The sequence below is a fragment of the Phocaeicola coprophilus DSM 18228 = JCM 13818 genome, assembly GCF_000157915.1.
In the GTDB taxonomy this organism is placed as follows: domain Bacteria; phylum Bacteroidota; class Bacteroidia; order Bacteroidales; family Bacteroidaceae; genus Phocaeicola; species Phocaeicola coprophilus.
In genome coordinates this window covers 133591-156041 of sequence record NZ_EQ973631.1, presented here as the reverse complement: position 1 = coordinate 156041, position 22451 = coordinate 133591, and the positions used below count along the sequence as shown (strand labels likewise).

The following is a 22451-nucleotide window of genomic DNA, read 5'->3' as shown; positions in this document are numbered from 1 at the left end:
TTTTTAAGAATTATAAAAGCAATAAACGCTGAATGTCTTATTTTTCGTTTTCAGTCTTACTATAAGCATAAAGCCCTGACTTACAAATAAGCCAGGGCTTTATCAGAAACAGAGTAAACTAAAATACTCTGATTATATCAGAATCGGATGTATCAAGCTTTAGCTTCTTCTCCTTTAGGCATCTTATTTCCCATTGTCAGATAAGCAACAGGAGCTGCGATGAACAGAGAAGACAACGTACCGATTACTGCACCCAGAATCATTGCGAAAGCAAAACTACGGATACTGTCACCGCCCAGGATGAAGATACTCAACAATACGATCAATGTACTCAATGAGGTATTGATGGTACGACACAATGTTGTATTCAGTGAATCATTGAACAATTGTACACGGTCACGCTTCGGATACAGTCCCAGGAACTCACGTACACGGTCAAAGATTACCACCTTATCGTTGATAGAATAACCGATTGCTGTCAGGATTGCACCGATGAATGTCTGGTCAATTTCCAAAGAGAATGGCATCCATCCATGGCAAAGTGAATAAGCTCCGATAATCAACAAAGTATCAACAGTCAGCGCTACCGTAGCACCGATACTGAAAGCAATATTGCTGAATCGGATCAGGATATACAAACCGATTGCGATCAAAGCCAGCACAACTGACCAGATTGCAGAAGTCTTGATGTCGTCTGCAATACTCGGACCTACTTTCTGTGAACTGATGATAGAACCTCCTACACGGTTATCGCGGTCGATAAAGATTTCCAGAGTAGTACCTTCACCCAACAGATTACCATCTTTCAAAGCCTGATACAGGAACTCTTCAATTTCAGCATCAATTGTCGGAGAATCTTCTTCAATGCGATAGTTGGTAGTTACACGAACAGTTCTTCCGTCTGTTCCCAGTGCAATTGCCTGAACGTTTGCATCACCTACTTTCGGCTGCAACAATTCACGTACGGTTTCCGGAGCAACCTTCTGTTCAAACTGAACAACAAAGTTACGTCCACCCGTAAAGTCAATACTCTGCGCCAGACCACGGACAAAGAATGATACAATGCAGATAATAATGATGGTACCCCAAACCGTAAAGGAACGTTTGGTAGAACCAATGAAATTATAATGTACATTCTGCATCAGGTTCTTTGAGATTCCTGTTGTGAAAGTCAGGTTCATCCATTTATCCTTATTCATGAAGTGTTCGTAAACCAGACGAGTCAAGAACACTGCAGAGAAGAATGAACAGAGGATACCGATAATCAACGTTGTAGCAAAACCACGGATAGGTCCTGTACCAAAGTTGAACAGGATAATACCTGTAATGATAGAAGTCAAGTTAGAGTCAAAGATTGCAGAAAAAGCGTTTACATAACCTTCTGACAAAGCCTGACGAGTACCCTTACCTGCTTTCAGTTCTTCTTTCGTACGTTCATAGATCAAAACGTTAGCATCCACAGCCATACCCAAAGACAACACCATACCGGCAATACCGGACATTGTCAGTGCAGCCTGGAAGGAAGAAAGGATACCCAATGTAAAGAAGAAGTTGATAAACAAAGCTGCATTAGCGACCATACCCGGAATAAATCCGTACATGACGCACATGTAAGCCATCAATACAACCAAAGCAACAATGAATGAAACAATACCCTGGTTAATTGATTCCTGACCCAAAGACGGACCTACGATATCTTCCTGTACGATACGTGCAGGTGCAGGCATCTTACCGGATTTCAACACATTGGCCAAGTCTTTTGTCTGTTCAGGAGTGAAGCTACCTGTGATTTCAGAATTACCTCCGGCAATTTCACCGTTAGAACGCGGAGCACTGTATACATATCCATCCAGAACGATAGCGATTTCACGGCCAGTGTTCTGCTTGGTCAGCTGTGCCCAGCGACGAGCACCTTCTGTATTCATAGCCATCGTTACGCAAGGTCTGTTGTACTGGTCGTATGAGTCACGTGCATCTGTAATCACATCACCTTCCAGCGGCGCACGTCCGTTGCGCTGGGTAGATTTGATTGCATACAATTCGAAAATACGTCCGGTCTTATCCATATCAGAAGCTCTTACACCCCACATCAGCTTCAGATCACGAGGCAAAACTTCTTTTACTTCCTTCATATTCAGGATACGATTGATATCAGCCGTATCTTTGTAATCAGCATAACCGACAATTGCTCCTACACCACTCTGATTCAATTGTAGAACAGACAGCAGAGGATAGTTCTTACGGTTTTGTTCTCCTGCTTCAGCCGGAGCTTCACCCTTCAAGGCTGCAGCCAGACTGTCTTTAGCAGAAACAGCAGCTTCTTCTTTCACTGCAACAGAGTCAGAAGAAACAGTTTCGCTGGCAAGAATAGCACGTGCACGGCTGTCAGCAGAAGCCAGAACCGGAGTGATATCCTTTGCTTCATAAGTTTCCCAGAATTCCAGGTTAGCAGATCCCTGCAACAACTTTCTCACACGTTCAGGTTCCTTAATACCCGGCAATTCCACCATGATACGTCCCATGCGTCCTTCCAGAGTCTGGATGTTCGGCTGAGCTACACCGAAACGGTCGATACGGGTACGCAATACATTATATGAGTTTTCAACGGCAGCTTTCACTTCTTCACGCAACACAGCTTCTACTTCCGCATCTGTACTACGGGTAGTCACTTTGTCTTTCAGCTGTTGAGTAGCGAACAGTTCTGCCAACTTTCCTTCCGGAGCCAGTTTCTTATACTCTCTGATAAATAAGGTAATGAAATCGTCCTGGCTAGTCACCTGTTGTTTGGCTGCCTCAGCTACGGCTTTGTTGAAAGCTTCATCGGGTTTGTTATCCGCAAGTGTTTTAACCACATCGGGTACAGACACTTCCAGAATCACGTTCATACCACCTTTCAGGTCAAGACCCAGACCAATCTCCATTTCACGACATTGTTTCAGCGTGTAAACTCCCAGCCAAACCTTCTGATTCTGCATGGAATCCAGATAATGTGCAGCACCTCTCGGATCTTCGGCCGCCTTGTTCATCTGATAACGCGTCACGAATGAGAATGAAAGGTAAAAAGCACAGGCAAGGGTCAGTAATACCGCAAAAACTTTTACGAATCCTTTGTTTTGCATGTTACTTTAATTATTATATTTACTTTTTTTAATTATATACGTTTATTCAAGGTTGCAAATATAGTTTTTTTTTCACTTATACGCGGAAAGGTTTGTAAATATTTAAGGCATAGAGGATAAAAAAGCCTATTTATCCCTTACTTTAGTCCTCTGTTTTTCAGCAAAGGCTCCAGACTCGGGTCTGCACCGCGGAATGTATGATAGAGTTTCATCGGATCATCCGAACCACCCTTTTCAAGAATGTTCTTGCGGAAAGCCGTTGCAGTTGCCGGATCAAAGATTCCGTGTTCCTTGAATGCTTCAAAAGCATCTGCATCCAGACGTTCAGCCCACAGATAGCTGTAATATCCGGCTTCATAACCACCCATGATGTGATTGAAATAAGTAGCCCGGTAACGAGGTGCAATCTGCGGGATCAGTCCGAGGCGGTCCATCACCTGTTTCTCATAAGCTACAACATCCAGGTTATCCGTAGAAGTCAGTGTATGGAATTCCATATCCAGCAAGGCCGCAGCCAGCAGCTCTGTTGTCATAAAGCCCTGATTAAACAAAGCCTGGTTCTCAATCTTGGCAATCAGAGAATCCGGCAACACCTCACGGGTCTTATAATGCTTGGCATACACTTTCATTACTTCCGGTTCGATGGCCCAATGCTCCATAATCTGAGAAGGAAGTTCCACAAAGTCCTGTGCAACTGATGTTCCGGAAACACCTTTATAAGTACACTGGCTTAACATTCCGTGGAGTGCATGTCCAAACTCATGGAACATCGTACGGGCTTCATCAATAGTCAGCAATGAAGGGATATCTCCACTGGGCTTGGTAAAGCTGGCCACATTATAAATCAACGGGCGGACTCCCTGCCATTGTTCGCGGAAATTACTCATCCAGGCTCCGCTTCGCTTGCTTGCACGCGGCATATAATCGCTGTAGAAAATACCCAGGAACGATCCGTCGGCATCATTCACCAGATAGGTTTTCACATCCTTATTATATACAGAAATAGAGTCTACTGCCGTCAATGTAATGCCATACAGCTTATTTACGACATAGAACAATCCGTTACGGACATCCTCTTCACTGAAGTAAGGACGGATTTCATCTTCATTCAGATCATACTTTTCCTTACGCAGTTTTTCTGCATAATACCACCAGTCCCATGCTTCAAGCTTTTCACCTTTGCCTTCACGATCCATGATCTGTTGCAGTTCGGCAGCCTCTTTCTTTGCATTCTCGATAGAATATCCCCACAAGTTATGCAAGAAGTCCATTACATTCTGCGGAGTCTTGGCCATATTGTCAGCCAACACATATTCTGCATAGTTCGTATATCCCATCAGCTGGGCCTTCTCCAGACGCAAGGTCAGAATCCGTTTCAGGATTTCCTTGTTATCATTGGCATCTCCATGATTGCCCATGCTGGTATAAGCCTGATAGATATTCTTACGCATCTCACGGTTCTGCGCATATTGCAAAACAGGCAGACGGCTTGATTCCTGAAGAGTGAACACCCATTTGCCTTCCAGACCTTCAGCCTTAGCTTCATCGGCAGCAATGGCAATGGCAGATTCCGGCAGACCGGCCAGGTCTTCCTTCTTGTCGACAATCAGTTTGTAGGCATTGTTTTCAGCCAGTACGTGATTGCCAAATTCAATGGTCAGGGTAGACAATTCTTTATTGATGGCACGCAGACGCTCCTGCTTGGCAGCATCCAGTCCGGCTCCGGAACGGATGAAACCTTTATAATATTTGTCCAGCAGGTAATGTTGTTCCGTAGTCAGCTTCAAGGTTCCTGCTTCTTCCTGATCGTGCAGCGCAGCAACACGCTTGTACAGATCTGCATTCAGGTAAATATTGTCACTGTGTTCTGACAACATCGGAGCAATCTTTGCTTCCAGTGCCATCAGTTCATCATTCGTATCGGCTTCTGCCAGGGCAAAGAAAACACCGCTTACCCGGTTCAGGATTTCCCCGCTGTTATCCAAGGCAACAATGGTATTCTCAAAAGTCGGAGCTTCCGGATTTTCCACGATGGCCTTGATTTCCTTATTCTGCTGTTCCATACCTTGCAGGAAGGCTGGTTCATAATGTTCCGGCTTGATCCGGTTGAAATCAGGAGTACCATAAGGAGTCTGGAACTCCGTCAAAAAAGGATTGGAGGCATTTTCTGCCTTCTGACTGCACCCAAAGGTTATACAACTCATGGCTAATGCAATTGCTAAATGTTTCATATTAAAATAGATATAATGTTTATTCTTTCTTCTCTAACAGACACCACACCGGATAATGGTCGGACGTACGGATGGAACGATCCACCTCACAGTGCAGAATCCGGAAATCAGTTCCGGCCAGGATATGGTCAATCCGGAAATAAAGCAGATTCTGATTATAGGAAAATCCCGGACCGTTTCCCCTTTCCACGTAGGCATCCTGCAATCCCCTGGCAATCACTCGGCGGGCATACGACAAGGGAGAATCATTGAAATCTCCACACACCAGCATGCGGTCATAACCGTACTCAGCAATGACCTTTGCCACCGAATCAGCCTGAGCGGCACGAATTGCGACGGCATCTGCCAGTTTGTGCCACAGATACTTTCCGCTCGTCTTCACCTTTTCCTCATCGGGCGACTTCAGCAGCTCCTTGTACAAGGCCTTGTCTCCGGCATCCAGCTTGTTCGACTCCAGATGATTGTTGATCAGTGTCACCGTATCTTTTCCTATTTTCAGACGGAACAGGGCACTTCCGTTAAATGCACTGGCATATTCTATTCTCTTTGCTGACAGAATGGGATATTTTGACAGACAAGCCACACCGTTGGCCGTAGCAAAACCGATCCGCCGTACATACGGATACATCGGAAAAGCCTTACGGAGCTGCTTTTCCGAAGAGGTGATTTCCTGCAGACAGATAATATCAGCTTCCGACTGTTCCAGATATGTCACGATGTTCCCCTCCTCTGCTCCTTCTTCCGGACGGGATAAGTTCGTATTCATTACATTATAGGTAAGCAGCTTCACCAGGGTTCCTCCCTGAGGATCCTGAGAACGGTTGAAAGGAATATATGCACGAACCAGTCCCCACCCCACAACAAAAACCAGTATCGGAAGCCACACAAACTTGCGGCGGCACACCAGCCAGAAAAAAAGGAAAAAGAGATTCAACAGCAGAAAAAAAGGAAATCCCAATCCCAGACAAGCCCATATCGGATGGGTAACAGGCTGGATATATGAACTGTAACCACAAAGAAGAAACCCGGCCGCTACGACCAGATTTCCCGTCAGTGCGAGTCCTCGCACTGCATGTCCCAATATTTTCATTGAATTGAATTATTTTTTGCTGGCATCAAACAGACTTTTCTTCTCCTCTTCAGTCAGACTGCCATATCCCGATTTGCGCAACTTATCCAGAATGCGGTCTATCTCGTCCGAACGCTGCTTCTTACGGGCATTATAATCATAATCTTTTTGCTTGTCACTGTAATGTACGTTCATTTTCGGTTTCCGGGGAGCCGGTTTCCATTTCCCGCCCAGAAAATCGAATACGGCATTGATCCACTTCGTTACATCGTGTCCGCAGCTCAGACCGGAAGCAAACCACCATCCGGCCAGTGCGCCTCCCAGATGAGCAATATGTCCGCCGGCGTTTTCAGAGGTCATGAAAAGCAGATCAAGGGCCACCATAAACAAAGCCACATACTTCAAACGAACGGCACCAATAAACATAAACTGTACCGTATATTCAGGTTCACGGACAGCCGTCGCCACAACTATGGCCAGCACCGAAGCCGATGCACCCAGCAGGTAGGAAGAATATACGGCATCCGAGAAATAAGGAAATACATTATATGCCAGAATATACAGCAGTCCGCCGCACAATCCGCCCAGAATATACAGTCCCCGCAGATGACGGGCCGAAAAGAAATTCAGGAACAAACGGCCGAACCAGTACAGCCACAACATGTTGAACAGGAGATGAAATACACCTGCATGCATGAACATATAGGTCAGCAGCGACCAGGGCTGGCGGATAAATGCCTCAATCCATGCCGGCAGTTCCAGCCAGTTCAGCCAGGGAACAGGCGGCAGACGGAAAAGTATCAGTACAATGCCCGTCAGTGCAGTCAGGATAAACATTCCGACATTGATGTACAGCAACTGCGTGACAATGTCTCCCCGACGGAAATTTTCTTTCAGATTAGCTATAAAACTGTTGATTGCCATTCTTTTTCCTCCAATAGATAATCAGGATCAGTCCAAAGAGCATACCGCCCAGATGAGCAAAGTGAGCAACTCCGTCACCTCCGCCCAGTCCCAGGAACAACTCCAGTACAGCATAACCGATCACAAAATACTTCGCCTTGATCGGGAACGGAAGCGGGAAAATAAACATCTGGCTGTTAGGGAACAACATTCCGAACGCCAGCAGAATACCGTAAACGGCTCCTGAAGCTCCCACCGTCGTCATCATATTCAGGTATTCTTCCATCGGTATAATTCCTCCGGCAATTCCCAGATTGACGCTGTCATAATTGGACAAGGTAAAGGCGTATTCCAGATATTGCACCAGCTCCTGAATCAGACCGGCACCAATTCCGCAAATCAAATAATAAGTAAGAAACCGCTTGGGGCCCCATACCTGCTCCAGCACACGCCCGAACATCCACACGGCAAACATATTGAAAAAGATGTGTTGGAAATTGGCGTGCATGAACATATATGAGATCAGCTGGCTCAGATTAAAGTCTGAAGCCAAAAAGAAGTGAAGTCCCAGCAGATTTTCGACATCGATGCCATATCGTTTTGCTACCAGCATTCCGAAGAAGCAAAGCACATTGATAATAAGCAAATTTTTAGTTACTGTAGGCAGATTATTCATTTTTTCCTCTATTAATCTTTGTATCAGACGCAAAAGTACAACTTTATTCCGGTTCTCCGATATATCTTAGTGTTTTTTATGAACCTGGCACACCCGGCAATCTGTAAAAATTTGTACATTTGTTTCCAAATATTAATATTAATCAATCTATATTCATGAAAAAAGACTTTTCTAACCTTTGTTTCTCACTGGCCGGACTGGCAACCATCGCTGTTCCCCAGACCGTCCAGGCAGATGAATCTCTTCCCTACTGGAAAGATATCCAGGTGGTTTCCGTTAACCGAGAAGAACCCCGTTCGGCTTTCATGACTTATGCCAACAAGACGCAGGCACTGACGGGAGATTACGAAAAAAGTCCTTACTACCAGCTGCTGAACGGAACCTGGAAGTTTTATTACACAGATTCCTACAAACAGCTTCCGGCTGACGTCACCGAAGCTTCTCCTTCTGAGCAGGGATGGCAGAACATCACGGTACCGGGAAACTGGGAAGTACAGGGTTTCGGAACGGCAATCTATACCAATCACGGTTATGAATTCCAGCCGCTCAATCCCAAACCGCCACAGCTGCCGGAAAATACACCGGTAGGTGTTTACCGCCGTACCATCACTGTTCCCGAAGACTGGAACGGACGCGACATCTATCTCCACATAGCCGGTGCAAAATCCGGATGCTATGTTTATCTGAACGGCAAGGAAGTGGGCTACAACGAAGATTCAAAGAATCCGGCCGAATACCTCGTCAACGACTGGCTGAAACCGGGAGAAAACGTACTGACACTGAAAATTTTCCGCTGGAGTACGGGATCTTACCTGGAATGTCAGGACTTCTGGCGCCTGAGTGGTATCGAACGTGATGTATTCCTGTATTCACAGCCGAAAGCTTCCGTACAGGATTTCCGCATCACTTCTACCCTGGATGATACATACAAAGACGGTATCTTCCGTCTGGCCATCGACCTGAAGAACCACCGTACGGCTACCGCCAATCTGGAAGTCAGCTATGAACTGCTGGATGCCGACGGTAAAACCGTAGCTACGGAAGAAAAGAAAGTGAACGTACAGAGCAACAAGCCTGCAACCGTTACTTTCGACAAGACGCTGCCGGCTGTCAAGACCTGGACTTCGGAAGCTCCTAACCTTTACAAGGTGCTGATGACGGTCCGCGAAAACGGTCAGGTCAGTGAAGTGATTCCTTATCATGTAGGTTTCCGCCGCATCGAAATCAAACAGATCGACCAGAAATCAGCAAACGGCAACAATTACACCGTTCTGATGGTCAACGGACAACCGATCAAACTGAAAGGAGTCAACATCCACGAGCACAACCCGCTGACGGGACACTATGTCAACGAAGAGCTGATGCGCAAGGATTTCGAACTGATGAAGCGCAACAACCTCAATACCGTACGTCTGTGCCATTATCCGCAGGACCGCCGCTTCTATGAACTGTGCGACGAATACGGACTGTATGTGTACGATGAAGCCAACATCGAAAGCCACGGTATGTACTACGACCTGAGAAAAGGCGGTACACTGGGCAACAATCCGGAATGGCTGAAACCGCACATGTATCGCACTCAGAATATGTTTGAACGTAACAAGAACTATCCTTGCCTCACTTTCTGGTCACTGGGTAACGAAGCCGGAAACGGATATAACTTCTATCAGACTTACCTGTGGCTGAAACAGGCAGACAAGGATGTCATGAACCGACCGGTCAACTACGAGCGTGCCCAGTGGGAATGGAACTCAGACATGTATGTTCCGCAATATCCGGATGCATCCTGGCTGGAAAAAATCGGACGTATCGGAAGTGACCGCCCGGTAGCTCCTTCTGAATATGCTCACGCTATGGGTAACTCTACAGGAAGTCTCTGGGATCAGTGGAAGGCTATCTACAAATATCCGAACCTGCAGGGCGGATACATCTGGGACTGGGTAGACCAGGGTATTCAGGTGAAAGATGAAAACGGACGCGAATACTGGGCATACGGCGGCGACTTCGGTACCAACATGCCGAGCGACGGAAACTTCTGTTGCAACGGTATCGTCAGCCCAGACCGTACTCCGCATCCGGCCATGAGCGAAGTGAAGTATGCACATCAGAATGTAGGCTTCGAAGCCATCGATGCGGCAACCGGAAAATTCCGGGTAACCAACCGTTTCTACTTCACCAATCTGAAGAAGTACATGATTACCTATACCGTGAAGGAGAACAATAAGGTGATCCGTACCCACAAAGTTTCTCTGGACATCGAACCGCAGGGCAGCCAGGAAGTAAACGTAAATGTAGACGGTCTGAAACCGAAAACAGGTACGGAATACTTTGTGGAATTCAGCGCAACAACCGTCGAACCGGAAATCCTGATTCCTGCCGGATGGGAAATCGCGCACGATCAGTTCCGCCTGCCGATTGATCCGCAACCCAGAACCTTTGCGGAAGGAGGCCCGAAACTGCAGTGTACAACAGAAGGCAATCTGCTGACTGCACACTCATCACGCGTCAACTTTACTTTCGACAAATCCAGCGGTCTGGTAACTTCCTACAAGGTAAAAGGTACGGAATATTTCAATGAAGGCTTCGGTATCCAGCCGAACTTCTGGCGCGCACCGAACGACAATGACTACGGAAGCCAGGAACCCAAACGCCTGCAGATCTGGAAAGAATCCAGCCGTAACTTCAAGGTAGTAGATGCCACGCTGACCATGGACGGAGAAGATGCCGTACTGAAGGCTTCTTATCTGCTGGCTGCCGGCAACCTCTACATTGCCACTTACCGCATCCATCCGTCGGGCGTTGTGAAAGCTGACTATACATTCACTTCTACCGAAATGGCTGCTGCTGAAACAGAAGTATCGGAAGCAACCCGTCTGGCTACCTTTACTCCGGGCAACGAAGCATTGCGCAAGGAAAGTTCCAAACTGGTGGTTCCGCGTATCGGCGTACGTTTCCGCCTGCCTGCCAATATGAACCAGGTAACTTATTTCGGACGCGGACCGGAAGAAAACTACATTGACCGCAACAACGGAACTCTGGTAGGGCTCTACAAGAACACGGCAGATGCCATGTACTTCCCTTACGTCCGTCCGCAGGAAAACGGTCATCACACCGATACCCGCTGGCTGACTCTCAGCCGCAAAGGTGGAAAAGGCCTGACTATCTATGCTGACAAGACTATCGGTTTCAATGCCCTGCGCAACTCGATAGAAGACTTCGACGGTGAAGAAGCTACTCACCGCGACTATCAGTGGCAGAACCGCAACGAAGAAGAACGGAAGCATGATGTGGCAACGGCCCGCAACATCAAACCGCGCCAGACGCACATCAACGACATCACTCCGCGCAATTTTGTGGAAGTATGCATCGACATGAAGCAGATGGGTGTGGGAGGTTACGACAGCTGGGGTGCCATTCCTGATCCTCAATACCTGATTCCTGCTAATCAGGAATACAAGTGGGGATTCACCATCGTACCGCAATAATCCGTCATCCTGACGTCAATTTATCATCCGCCTGAGCGCAATCCGCACTCAGGCGGATTTCTTTTTGCAAAAGATGTACGGAAACCCTGCTGGAAACGTCTGCACGAAGGGACCTATTCTTCGGCTCGTCCGGCAGAATTTGTTTCGACGAAACAGCAGTTTTCCCGAAAGGAAACAAGTGTTTCATGCAGAGAAAAAAAAAGTTCCACCTAGAGAAACTTTTTGTTCCACCCAGACGAAACAAAAGTTTCATGCAGAGAATACACTTGATTCGTCTGCATGAAACTCCAGAAACGAAAGGACAAACTCACCGGAATGTCCTTTTCATAATACAAAATCAACGGGAAGATTGGGATGAACCGACCGTACTATCACGCAACACCAGCAGGCTTTCGGGTCCCATATTAAACAATAAATCGACAATACTGAGATTAGGAAGAAAACCCAGCCGGGCATCGAATACCTGATAATAGGCTTTCGGAACAAAGTCCGGATCGGCTTCCTGCGGCAGCCGCTTGGGATGGATCCGTTCACGGAAATCATCGGCCGTTTCCGATACCGGCAGATAATCGTCCGTAGGGATAATCCGGGGCTGAAGATCAATCTGCTCACATACCCAGCTGCACAGCTCAGCATTGAAATCATACAGCCAGGTGTAACGCTCCTCAAAGAAACGGTGAAACTCATCGGCATAGTAATCAAAGAAAGGGCTGTGACGATAGGCTGCCACAAAGGCATTCCAGTGTACATGTCTCCAGTTGCCGTGATCGGAAATGCGGATATCCTTCATCAGACACTTGGCATCATCTCCCTTCTCCGTCGGAATGGTCAGCGCCAGCGGGCCGTCGGCCGAAGCAATGACACAACGGTTGCGATAGGTCTGCTTCATATAATGGTCATAACGCTCCACACGGACCGTATCGTAAGCAAAGAGTTTGGTATAATACTCCACCGGTCCCAGATAAGCGGACCCCAATATCACTTCTTTCTTCATAACTATTTCTTCCTTCAATTTAATGCCACAACTATTGCACCCGCTGCAGGAAACGTCCCTTTCTTGCCGGATACCATATCCGCAGGGCACGCCCGATCAGGTGATCTTCGGGCACAAAGCCAAACAAACGAGAATCGGAAAGATTGACCGGATCGTTGGAAGCCATCCAGTAATAGTCCTTGCTGAAGGTATATTCTCCCACCGGACGGCCTTCCACATAAAGTGTGTCTCCCTGCACACCGGCCTGCTTATGCTCATGACGTACAATGGTATTGCAGAGAAGCACAGCATTCCAGGGATAAACTTTTACCGGAACCTGCTTGCGGGGTACGACAAACGGATGTGTTTCCTGAGAGATACGGCTGTCGAGCGGAACAACAGGAATCCGGCCTTCCAACTTCTGGGAAACCAGATAGAACTCGTAATGGCTGAAACTGCGGACATAACCGCCATCAGACGTATAGCTCACCAGTGTATTGCCGGGCAGCAGTCCCAGAGTTTCCAGAACGGCCTGCATCAGATCTTCTGAAGAAGACGGATAGACATAGAGCGCCTTGCTGTCCGGGCTCAAGGCCTGATTTCCGGTGACGGTCAGTGCACGGTTGAGCGAAAGGGTATCTCCCGGCAGCCCGACACAACGGCTGATAAAAACCTCACGCCACTCAATTCCCGTTTCCGAATCGGCCGGGTTGGGATTATTGAACAGTACGATGTCTCCCCGCTCCACCGGAGAAGCTCCCAGGCGGTGATAACCCAGCAACGACGGGAAAGGCAGACGAAGACCGTAACTCCATTTGCCCACCAGCACGCCTTCCCCCTGATAGAGACTGTTCTCCATCCCGGAGGAAGGAATGAAACAAGAGGTGACAAACAGAGTCTTAACCAGCAATACGGCGACCAGTGCGCCGCCGATTGCTTTCAGCCAGACTAGCCAACGTCCGTTTCGCACAAGTTTATTTGATTGAATCTACAAATTTGAACAGACGGTTCCAGCGGATCTTTCCGTCAAACCATCCGCGGTCTTTATCCAGTGAAAGCCAAACAAAGATCGGTTTACCGACAATATGATCTTCAGGAACAAAACCCCAGAAACGGGAATCCGCAGAATTGTGGCGGTTATCGCCCATCATCCAGTAATAATCCATGCGGAAAGTATACTTCGTGGTTTCCTGTCCGTTGATATAAATGCGTCCGTCTTTCACATCCAGCTGATTGCCTTCATACACCCGGATCGGCCGTTCATAGACCGGCAGGTTGTCCAGCGTCAGATCGATGGTGGCTCCTTTCTTCGGGATCCATACCGGACCGTAGTTGTCTACAGTCCATCCCGTATTCTTGTTGACGGGATACAGTCCGCCGGCATCGTCATCAGGCACGTCATGAATGGCAGTCACCAGATCTTTCCGCGCCAGCAGAGCAGCCTTTGCCTTTTCCGTCAGCGGCATATTATAGGCGGATTCTTCGGAATAATAAATTTCACGGTCTTCTACGCTGATACCCAGCTCATGGCAGAGATCATCAGGCAGCATGCCCTTTGTATAAACCAGATAACGGTACTGGACATTGTCCGGCTCCTTATTCGGCTTTCCGTCCAGATAAATGATGCGGTCCTTGATCTGCAGGGTTTGTCCGGGAAGGCCCACACAGCGCTTCACGTAATTCTCCCGACGGTCCACCGGACGGGAAACGATCTTGCCATATATCTGCGGATTCTCATCAATGTATTTCCGCCCTGCGGCATAATAATAGTCATATACCTCACGTTCCTGTTCCAGAGTCAGCCGGGACATATCAACCGGTTGTGACAAGCCCTTTCCTGCCTGATAACTCAAGCGGTAAAGATCTTCTGCCGGTACACCGGTCGCTACGCTGTCGCCTGCGGGGAAGTTGAACACCACGATGTCGTTCAGCTGTACCTCACCCAGTCCGCTGACACGCTTGTAATCCCATTCGGGCCATTCCAGATAAGATTTGCATCCGAATATGGGCAGGGTATGCTGAGTCAAGGGCACATGGAGCGGAGTCTGCGGAATACGGGCACCGTAACTCATCTTGCTGACAAACAGATAATCGCCTACCAGCAAAGATTTCTCCAGTGAAGAAGACGGGATGACGTAGTTCTGGAAAAAATACAGATTGACAAAATAAACGGCAACCAGCGCAAATACAATGGCGTCTACCCATCCCATGACTGTTACCACCGTCTTGTTTTTCGACTTTTTCCACCAGGTCCATGGAATCTTCTTCGAGATATAAGCATCAAAGATAAACGGAACCACAATCAGTCCCAGCCAGCTCTGCAACCAAAGCAGGAAAATCAGATAAAGCACCAGAACGACGGCAAACTTTATCCATTGTCTACGTGAGGCCTGTATCATAATCAGAAAGGAAATAAATCGTTCATACCCAGAAAACCTGTATGTCCGGCTGTATATTCAGCCGCCAGTACGGCACCCAGCGCGAAGCCGCTGCGGTTCTTGGCATCGTGTGTAATGATGATAGAATCGGCATCCGACTCATATTTGATGGTATGAATGCCCGGAACCTCGCCTCTGCGGACAGCACTGACCGGCAACTCATCGGGAGCACAGTCGGTTGTTCCGCTGACCGTACCGTCAGGAGCGGTCAATGTTCCGGATACCCACTTCTGCTTACGGTCAAGATTTTCCAGAATGCCTTCGGCCAGTGTGATGGCTGTACCGCTCGGTGCATCCAGTTTATGAATATGATGGGTTTCCACCATCGAAACATCATAGTTGGGGAAATTATTCATAATCTTGGCCAGGTATTTGTTGACAGCCGAGAAAATGGCTACTCCCAGACTGAAGTTGGAGGACCAGAACAATGTCTTTCCTTCTTCCTGACACAGACGGCGCATTTCGTCACCGTGTTCTCCCATCCATCCTGTACTTCCGGAAACCACCTTTACACCATTCTTGAAAGCTTCCAGGCAATTGCCGTAAGCTACAGAAGGTGCCGTAAACTCAATGGCAACATCTGCCGAGCGAAAAGCTTCGGAAGAAAAATCCTGACGATTATTGATATCGATGATGCTCACAATCTCATGTCCGCGGGAAAGAGCAATTTTCTCAATCTCTTTACCCATCTTTCCATATCCAATCAATGCTATTTTCATAATTCTCTGATAATTTTCAACGCAAAGATAGTGTTTTTCAGTATTAATCATTACATTTAGGCAACATTTACACCTCGTTAACATGGAACAACTCTTACATTACGTATGGAAACACAAGCTTTTCCCGCTAAAACCTCTGCACACGACCACAGGACAGAAAGTGGAAATTATTGATCCCGGACTCTCCAATCCGGATGCCGGTCCTGACTTCTTCAATGCAAAAATCAAACTGGACGGAGTGATCTGGGTGGGAAATGTGGAAATTCATGAGCGTGCTTCCGACTGGAAACGCCATCACCACGACCAGGATCCGACTTACGATTCGGTCATTCTGCATGCGGCCTCCGACATTGATGCCGAAGTGAAGCGCACCAACGGAGAACCGATCCCCCAACTTGAACTGCATTATCCGCCCTACTTGCTTGAAAACTACCAGGAACTGATCCAGACAAGCCATTATCCGGCCTGCTACCGGCTGATCCCGCATTTGTCGCCCTTCCTCCTTCACAGTTGGCTCTCCAGTCTGCAGACGGAACGTTTCGAACAGAAAACCCAGCAGATTTTTCAACGGCTGGATTTTTGTGACCGCAGCTGGGAAGGCGCTTTCTTTGTGACACTGGCACGTAATTTCGGGTTTGGAGTAAACAGTGATGCATTTGAGCTTTGGGCCAAACATATCCCTCTGGCAGCCGTCAACAAGCATCGGGATGACCTTTTCCAGATTGAAGCAATCTTCTTCGGACAGGCCGGACTCTTACAGGAACTTCCTGCCGATGACTATACGGAAAAACTTATGAAGGAATATGCTTATCTGGCTCATAAGTTCGATCTGACTCCTGCCGAAGACTGCCGCTGGAAGTTTCTCCGCATGCGTCCGGGAAATTTTCCGCATGTACGCATCGCACAGCTGGCCTGTCTGTACCACCGTTCACAGGGGATGTTCTCACGGCTGATGGAACTGGAAACCTTGCAGGAGCTTCGGGAAATATTCAAAGGAGGAACATCTGTCTACTGGCTGACCCATTATGTCTTCGGACAGCCTTCGCCCTCCCACCCCAAAACGCTCAGTCAGAGTTCCATCGACCTGCTGATCATCAACACGGTGGTTCCTTTCCTCTATGCCTACGGAAAGCATAAAGGAGAAGAACAGCTCTGCAACCGGGCCAGCCAGCTGCTGGAAGATCTGAAACCGGAAAACAATTACATCACCCGCATGTGGGAAGAATGTGGACTGAAGGCTGCTCATGCAGGTGACAGTCAGGCTCTCATCCAACTGAAAAAGAATTACTGCGACTCCAAGAAATGTCTTTACTGCCGCATCGGATATGAATATTTCAAAAAGGAGCAGAAAGAATAAATTTCGGGATTTACAGGGCTTCACGGACAGCCCGGAGATAAGCATCCAGCTTATTGCTTTTCAGAATAGCCTTGCGGGCTTTTTTGTCCAGATCAGGAAGACAATACTCCCACATGGGCTTCAGTTTTTGCAGAATCTGCGCCTCTCCTCCTTCCAAAGTACGTGCATATTCTGCATAGATCAGCTGATGCATCTGCCCGATCTTCCGGTAAAGTTCTGAGACCGGCAGTGTATTCCCCTGTCTGAAACCGGCTGCCAGAGCCGGATTGGCCAGCAGTCCGCGTCCCAGCATCAGTCCTTCGAGCCGGGGATAAGCTAGCAAAAGTTCCTGCATCTCTTCCTGGGTTCGCAAGTCTCCGTTATATACCAGCGGTAACCGGCAGCTCTCATAAAAGGCAGTAAAGGCCTCTCTGTCTACCGTTCCTTTGTATTGCTGTCGGCCGATACGCGGATGCAAGGTTATCTGCCTGACACAGGATTCATTCAACAGGGGAAGAATCTCCCGCCATTCGTCTGCCCGCTCCCAGCCCAGACGCATCTTTACCGAGAAACGAATCTCCGGAAATGTTTCCATTTCATGGAGCAAGGCTGCAACCTTATCCGGAAAAGGTAAAATACCGGATCCCTTCCTGCGATTGACTATCAACGGAAACGGACAGCCCATATTGAGATCAATTTCCCGATAGCCCCAGCCGGAAATCTGCTCAACCAGCATCCGGAATTCATCGGGCTCAGCTGCAATAATCTGGGGAATCAGTCGGGATACTGTGTTTCCTGCAGGAAGCAGTTCGCGTTTGTCCTTGTTGCGTATCTCCCCTTTTTCAAGGCGTACAAAGGGAGTATAATAGGCATCTATACCGCCAAAAACCTGTGCATGAGCATTGCGCCAGGCAAGTTCCGTAAATCCCTGTAAGGGAGCTGCATAAAGAGTTATCATCCGTCAGGCTGTTAAAATGTAAATCAGGAAGCACAAAGTTACGGACTTTCCGGTAATTAACCAGTATTTAAAGAGTCACTTAGCACATAATTATGTATCTTTGTCCAAATAACCAAAACCTGTTCTCATCATGGAAAAGTACATCTATGAACTGAAAATGAAAGTCCGCGACTACGAATGCGACTTGCAAGGTATCGTCAACAATGCCAATTATCAGCACTACATCGAACATACGCGCCATGAATTTCTTCTATCGGCCGGAATCAGTTTCGCCCAGTTGCATGAACAAGGCATTGATGCCGTAGTAGCCCGTCTTTCCATTGCTTTCAAGACGCCTCTCCGGAGTGGTGACGAGTTTGTTTCCAAACTCTACCTGAAGAAAGAAGGCATCAAGTATATATTCTATCAGGATATCTTCCGCCTTCCTGACCTTAAACCGGTCATCAAAGCAACGGTGGATACCGTCTGTCTGATTAACGGACGCCTGGGCGAATCCCAGTTGCTGAATGAAACCTTTGCTCCTTATTTCACCGAATGAAAAACGAAGAACTGCTCTACACGCTTGCACTGACCCGTATTCCCGGCCTGGGACTGATTGGTGCCCGGCGCCTGCTGCTGGCCATCGGAGACCAGCTTACCGACCTGTTCAAGCATCCGCATGAGGTGCTGCAAAGCCTTCCGGAATCAACACACAAACTGGAAGCAGCCCTGAAATGTCCGGAAACCCTGCGGCTTTGTGAAGCAGAACTGGCCTTTGCCGAAAAGAATCAGATCCGCTGTCTCAGCATTCATGACGAAGAATACCCTTCACGCTTGCGCGACTGTGATGACGCACCGCTGGTGTTGTTCTACAAAGGAAATGCAGATCTCAACCGGCTGCATGTCATAAGCATGGTAGGAACACGCCATGCAACAGACTACGGGAAAGATCTCTGCACCCGTTTTGTCCGTGAACTGAAGGAGCTGGTTCCCGATGTATTGATTGTCAGCGGACTGGCATATGGCATTGATATTCATGCTCACCGGGCTGCGCTTCAGTATAAAGCCGATACGATCGGTGTGCTGGCACACGGACTGGACCGGATCTATCCGGCTGTACACCGGCTGACAGCGGCTGAGATGATCCATCACGGCGGCCTGCTGACGGAATATCCCAGTGGTACCAATCCCGACCGGCAGAACTTTATCCGGCGTAACCGCATCGTGGCAGGTATCAGCGATGCTACCATTGTTGTGGAATCAGCAGAAAAAGGAGGCGCCCTGATTACTGCGGATATCGCAGACAGTTATCATCGGGACTGTTTTGCTTTTCCGGGACGCGTAGGAGACACGTATTCCACCGGTTGCAACAATCTGATCAGAAATAACCGGGCAGCACTGCTGCAAAGCGCTGAAGATTTCGTCAAAGCCATGAACTGGAGTTGTGGGGAACACCGCCCCACTATTGTACAACGCCAGCTGTTCCCAGACTTGAATGAGGAGGAAAGTCTGATTTGTTCCCTGCTGGAGAAAAACCCGGACGGCATGCAGCTGAACAGTCTGATCGTTGCATCCAATATTCCTGTGAACCGGCTGGCCGGTATCATGCTGGAACTGGAATTAAAAGGAGTTGTAAGAGCGGCAGCAGGCGGCATGTACCGATTGCTGTAATCAGCATACATCTTACACAAAGAATGTCAGAACAACATCTCTTTGTGTCTTAAAACGACAAGAGGGTGCATCCCAAAGATGCACCCTCTCTTCATATTCTGATTAATCAGATGATTAGTCTTTCAGTTTTGCTTTGATGAAGTCGCGGTTCAAACGAGCAATGTTGCTGATTGAAACACATTTCGGACATTCAGCTTCACAAGCACGAGTGTTTGTACAGTTACCGAAGCCCAGTTCATCCATCTTAGCGATCATAGCTTTTGCACGACGCAAAGCTTCCGGTTTTCCCTGAGGCAACAGGTTCAACTGGCTAACCTTTGCAGATACGAACAACATCGCAGAACCGTTCTTACAAGCAGCTACACAAGCACCGCAACCGATACAAGTAGCAGCATCCATTGCTTCGTCAGCGATCGGTTTCGGGATCAGGATAGCGTTAGCATCCTGAGGAGCACCTGTACGTACGCTGATGAAACCACCAGCCTGCATGATCTTGTCGTATGCAGAACGGTCTACCATCAAGTCTTTGATAACCGGGAAACCGGCAGAACGCCACGGTTCAACAGTGATTACATCGCCATCTTTGAAACGACGCATGTAGATCTGGCAGGTAGTAGCACCGGTTGCAGGTCCATGAGGATGTCCGTTGATGTACAAAGAACACATACCGCAGATACCTTCACGACAGTCGTGATCGAATACTACCGGTTCCTTACCTTCTTCAACCAACTGTTCGTTCAAGATATCCAACATTTCCAGGAAGGAAGTATCACCCGGAATATCCTTCATCTGGAATGTATCGAAATGACCTTTATCTTTAGGTCCGTTCTGACGCCAAACTTTCAGCGTAAATGATATATTTTTATCCATTTTACTTAGATTCTTTAATTGTTTAACTTCACTGATTAGCTCTTGTAGTTACGAGTCTGAACTTTAATTGCTTCGTATACCAGCGGTTCTTTGTACAATACCGGAGCCTTGTCGTCGCTTCCCTGGTATTCCCAGCAAGCTACATAGAAGAAGTTTTCGTCATCACGTTTAGCTTCACCTTCTTCAGTCTGGTATTCTTCACGGAAGTGACCACCGCAAGATTCTTCACGGTTCAAAGCATCATAAGCGATCAGCTGACCCATTGTGATGAAGTCATCCAAACGGAATGCCTTATCCAATTCAATGTTCAAACCTTCCTTAGAACCCGGGATAAACAATTCAGTTTCGAATTCCTTACGGATTTCTTTCAGACGAGCCAAACCAGTCTTCAGACCTTCAGCAGTACGTCCCATACCTACATATTCCCACATTACGCGGCCCAGTTCCTTGTGAATTGAGTCAACAGACTTCTTACCCTTGATGTTCATCAGGTGATCGATCTTAGCCTGTACAGCCTTTTCTGCTTCAGCGAATTCAGGAAGATCTGTAGAGAAGCGAGGAACAGTGATCTGATCTGACAAGTAGTTCTGGATAGTGTAAGGCAATACGAAGTAACCATCAGCCAGACCCTGCATCAAAGCAGATGCACCCAGACGGTTAGCACCGTGGTCAGAGAAGTTACATTCACCGATTGCGAACAGACCCTTGATAGTTGTCTGCAGTTCGTAGTCAACCCAGATACCACCCATTGTATAGTGGATAGCCGGATAAATCATCATCGGGTTGTAGTATTTACGTCCGTTGATTTCTCTTGCAAGTTCACCCGGATTAACGTCAGTGATTTCTTCATACATATCGAACAAGTTACCATAACGCTGGCGAACTACATCGATACCCAGACGTTCGATACTTTCAGAGAAGTCCAGGAATACGGCCAGACCCGTGTTGTTTACACCGAAGCCATGGTCGCAACGTTCCTTGGCAGCACGTGAAGCAACGTCACGCGGAACCAGGTTACCGAATGCCGGATAACGGCGTTCCAGATAGTAGTCACGATCTTCTTCAGGAATATCGCTACCTTTCTTAGTTCCAGCCTGCAATGCTTTTGCATCTTCCAGTTTCTTCGGAACCCAGATACGACCATCGTTACGCAGAGATTCTGACATCAAAGTCAGTTTAGACTGCTTGTCACCGTGTACCGGAATACAAGTCGGGTGGATCTGTACGTAAGCAGGATTTGCAAACATAGCACCCTTACGGTAGCAAGACATAGCTGCAGTAACGTTACATGCCATAGCGTTAGTAGAAAGGAAGTAAGTGTTACCATATCCACCGGTTGCGATAACTACTGCATGTGCAGCGAAACGTTCCAGCTTACCAGTTACGAGGTTCTTGGCAATGATACCACGTGCACGGCCGTCAACCAGAACAACGTCAAGCATTTCATAACGAGTGTACAGCTTCACAGTTCCTGCACCTACCTGGCGGCTCAATGCAGAATATGCACCCAGCAACAGCTGCTGACCAGTCTGACCTTTTGCATAGAAAGTACGAGAAACCTGTGCACCACCGAATGAACGGTTAGCCAATGTTCCTCCGTATTCACGAGCAAAAGGAACACCCTGTGCAACGCACTGGTCGATAATGTTGTTTGATACTTCAGCCAGACGGTAAACGTTTGCTTCACGAGCACGGTAGTCACCACCCTTTACAGTATCATAGAACAGACGATATACAGAGTCACCATCGTTCTGATAGTTCTTAGCAGCATTGATACCACCCTGTGCAGCGATAGAGTGTGCACGGCGAGGAGAGTCCTGAATACAGAAGTTGAATACGCGGAATCCCATTTCACCCAGAGAAGCAGCAGCAGAAGCACCTGCCAAACCAGTACCAACTACGATGATATCCAGACGACGTTTGTTAGCCGGGTTCACCAGTTTCTGGTGAGCTTTATAATTAGTCCATTTCTCAGCTATCGGGCCTTCAGGAATCTTAGAATCAAGTATCTTAGTCATAATGTT

At 47.7% G+C, this 22451-nt stretch carries 16 protein-coding genes; 4 read left to right on the top strand and 12 right to left on the bottom strand.

Going from position 1 to position 22451, the window contains the following annotated elements:
- Nucleotides 1–152: 152 nt before the first annotated feature.
- From secDF to BACCOPRO_RS01035, 5 genes are all read right to left on the bottom strand, one after another.
- Nucleotides 153–3119: a protein translocase subunit SecDF gene (secDF, locus tag BACCOPRO_RS01055; protein ID WP_008140088.1), complete on the bottom strand. Its 2967-nt coding sequence runs from the start codon at nucleotides 3117–3119 to the stop codon at nucleotides 153–155.
- 137 nt (nucleotides 3120–3256) lie between these two features.
- On the bottom strand, nucleotides 3257–5350 hold the full coding sequence (locus BACCOPRO_RS01050) for a M3 family metallopeptidase (protein WP_008140086.1): 2094 nt from the start codon (nucleotides 5348–5350) through the stop codon (nucleotides 3257–3259).
- Nucleotides 5351–5369: 19 nt separating this feature from the next.
- Entirely contained in the window at nucleotides 5370–6440 is a 1071-nt protein-coding gene (locus BACCOPRO_RS01045) for an endonuclease/exonuclease/phosphatase family protein (protein ID WP_008140085.1), read from the bottom strand.
- Between the two features lie 9 nt (nucleotides 6441–6449).
- Nucleotides 6450–7337: a rhomboid family intramembrane serine protease gene (locus tag BACCOPRO_RS01040; protein ID WP_040311039.1), complete on the bottom strand. Its 888-nt coding sequence runs from the start codon at nucleotides 7335–7337 to the stop codon at nucleotides 6450–6452.
- Nucleotides 7318–7998 carry a rhomboid family intramembrane serine protease gene (locus tag BACCOPRO_RS01035; protein ID WP_008140082.1) on the bottom strand — a complete coding sequence of 227 codons (681 nt, stop codon included), beginning with the start codon at nucleotides 7996–7998 and terminating at the stop codon, nucleotides 7318–7320. The genes BACCOPRO_RS01040 and BACCOPRO_RS01035 overlap by 20 nt, the downstream gene beginning before the upstream one ends.
- Before the next feature lie 155 nt (nucleotides 7999–8153).
- Here BACCOPRO_RS01035 and BACCOPRO_RS01030 point away from each other — a divergent pair, with 155 nt between their 5' ends.
- A complete protein-coding gene (locus BACCOPRO_RS01030; RefSeq protein ID WP_008140080.1) occupies nucleotides 8154–11483 on the top strand; it encodes a glycoside hydrolase family 2 TIM barrel-domain containing protein in 3330 nt (1109 codons plus the stop codon).
- A gap of 337 nt (nucleotides 11484–11820) precedes the next feature.
- On the opposite strand, the gene BACCOPRO_RS01020 is transcribed toward BACCOPRO_RS01030, so the two are convergent.
- The 4 genes from BACCOPRO_RS01020 to dapB are packed head-to-tail and all read right to left on the bottom strand — an operon-like array spanning nucleotide 11821 to nucleotide 15613.
- Nucleotides 11821–12477 carry a WbqC family protein gene (locus BACCOPRO_RS01020; protein ID WP_008140077.1) on the bottom strand — a complete coding sequence of 219 codons (657 nt, stop codon included), beginning with the start codon at nucleotides 12475–12477 and terminating at the stop codon, nucleotides 11821–11823.
- A 31-nt stretch (nucleotides 12478–12508) separates the two neighbouring features.
- Nucleotides 12509–13426 (bottom strand): signal peptidase I, encoded by a 918-nt coding sequence (gene lepB, locus BACCOPRO_RS01015; protein ID WP_008140075.1) that lies wholly within the window; start codon nucleotides 13424–13426, stop codon nucleotides 12509–12511.
- Between the two features lie 4 nt (nucleotides 13427–13430).
- Nucleotides 13431–14855, bottom strand: coding sequence for a S26 family signal peptidase (locus tag BACCOPRO_RS01010; protein ID WP_008140072.1), 1425 nt, complete (start codon nucleotides 14853–14855; stop codon nucleotides 13431–13433).
- Nucleotides 14856–14857: 2 nt separating this feature from the next.
- Complete coding sequence (dapB, locus tag BACCOPRO_RS01005) at nucleotides 14858–15613, bottom strand: 4-hydroxy-tetrahydrodipicolinate reductase (protein ID WP_040311025.1); 756 nt, start codon at nucleotides 15611–15613, stop codon at nucleotides 14858–14860.
- A gap of 82 nt (nucleotides 15614–15695) precedes the next feature.
- On the opposite strand from dapB, the gene BACCOPRO_RS01000 reads away from it, so the two are divergent.
- Nucleotides 15696–16970, top strand: a complete 1275-nt coding sequence (locus tag BACCOPRO_RS01000) for a DUF2851 family protein (protein WP_008140069.1) — start codon at nucleotides 15696–15698, stop codon at nucleotides 16968–16970.
- Between the two features lie 10 nt (nucleotides 16971–16980).
- Here the strand turns inward: BACCOPRO_RS01000 and BACCOPRO_RS00995 are convergent, their stop codons facing one another.
- Entirely contained in the window at nucleotides 16981–17907 is a 927-nt protein-coding gene (locus BACCOPRO_RS00995) for a tRNA-dihydrouridine synthase family protein (protein ID WP_008140067.1), read from the bottom strand.
- A gap of 130 nt (nucleotides 17908–18037) precedes the next feature.
- On the opposite strand from BACCOPRO_RS00995, the gene BACCOPRO_RS00990 reads away from it, so the two are divergent.
- Both BACCOPRO_RS00990 and dprA read left to right on the top strand, forming a co-directional pair.
- Complete coding sequence (locus tag BACCOPRO_RS00990) at nucleotides 18038–18445, top strand: acyl-CoA thioesterase (protein ID WP_008140065.1); 408 nt, start codon at nucleotides 18038–18040, stop codon at nucleotides 18443–18445.
- Entirely contained in the window at nucleotides 18442–19557 is a 1116-nt protein-coding gene (dprA, locus tag BACCOPRO_RS00985) for a DNA-processing protein DprA (protein WP_008140063.1), read from the top strand. The genes BACCOPRO_RS00990 and dprA overlap by 4 nt, the downstream gene beginning before the upstream one ends.
- Before the next feature lie 114 nt (nucleotides 19558–19671).
- Here the strand turns inward: dprA and BACCOPRO_RS00980 are convergent, their stop codons facing one another.
- Both BACCOPRO_RS00980 and BACCOPRO_RS00975 read right to left on the bottom strand, forming a co-directional pair.
- On the bottom strand, nucleotides 19672–20427 hold the full coding sequence (locus BACCOPRO_RS00980; protein ID WP_008140061.1) for a succinate dehydrogenase/fumarate reductase iron-sulfur subunit: 756 nt from the start codon (nucleotides 20425–20427) through the stop codon (nucleotides 19672–19674).
- A 35-nt stretch (nucleotides 20428–20462) separates the two neighbouring features.
- Nucleotides 20463–22445: a fumarate reductase/succinate dehydrogenase flavoprotein subunit gene (locus BACCOPRO_RS00975; RefSeq protein ID WP_008140060.1), complete on the bottom strand. Its 1983-nt coding sequence runs from the start codon at nucleotides 22443–22445 to the stop codon at nucleotides 20463–20465.
- Nucleotides 22446–22451: the final 6 nt, after the last annotated feature.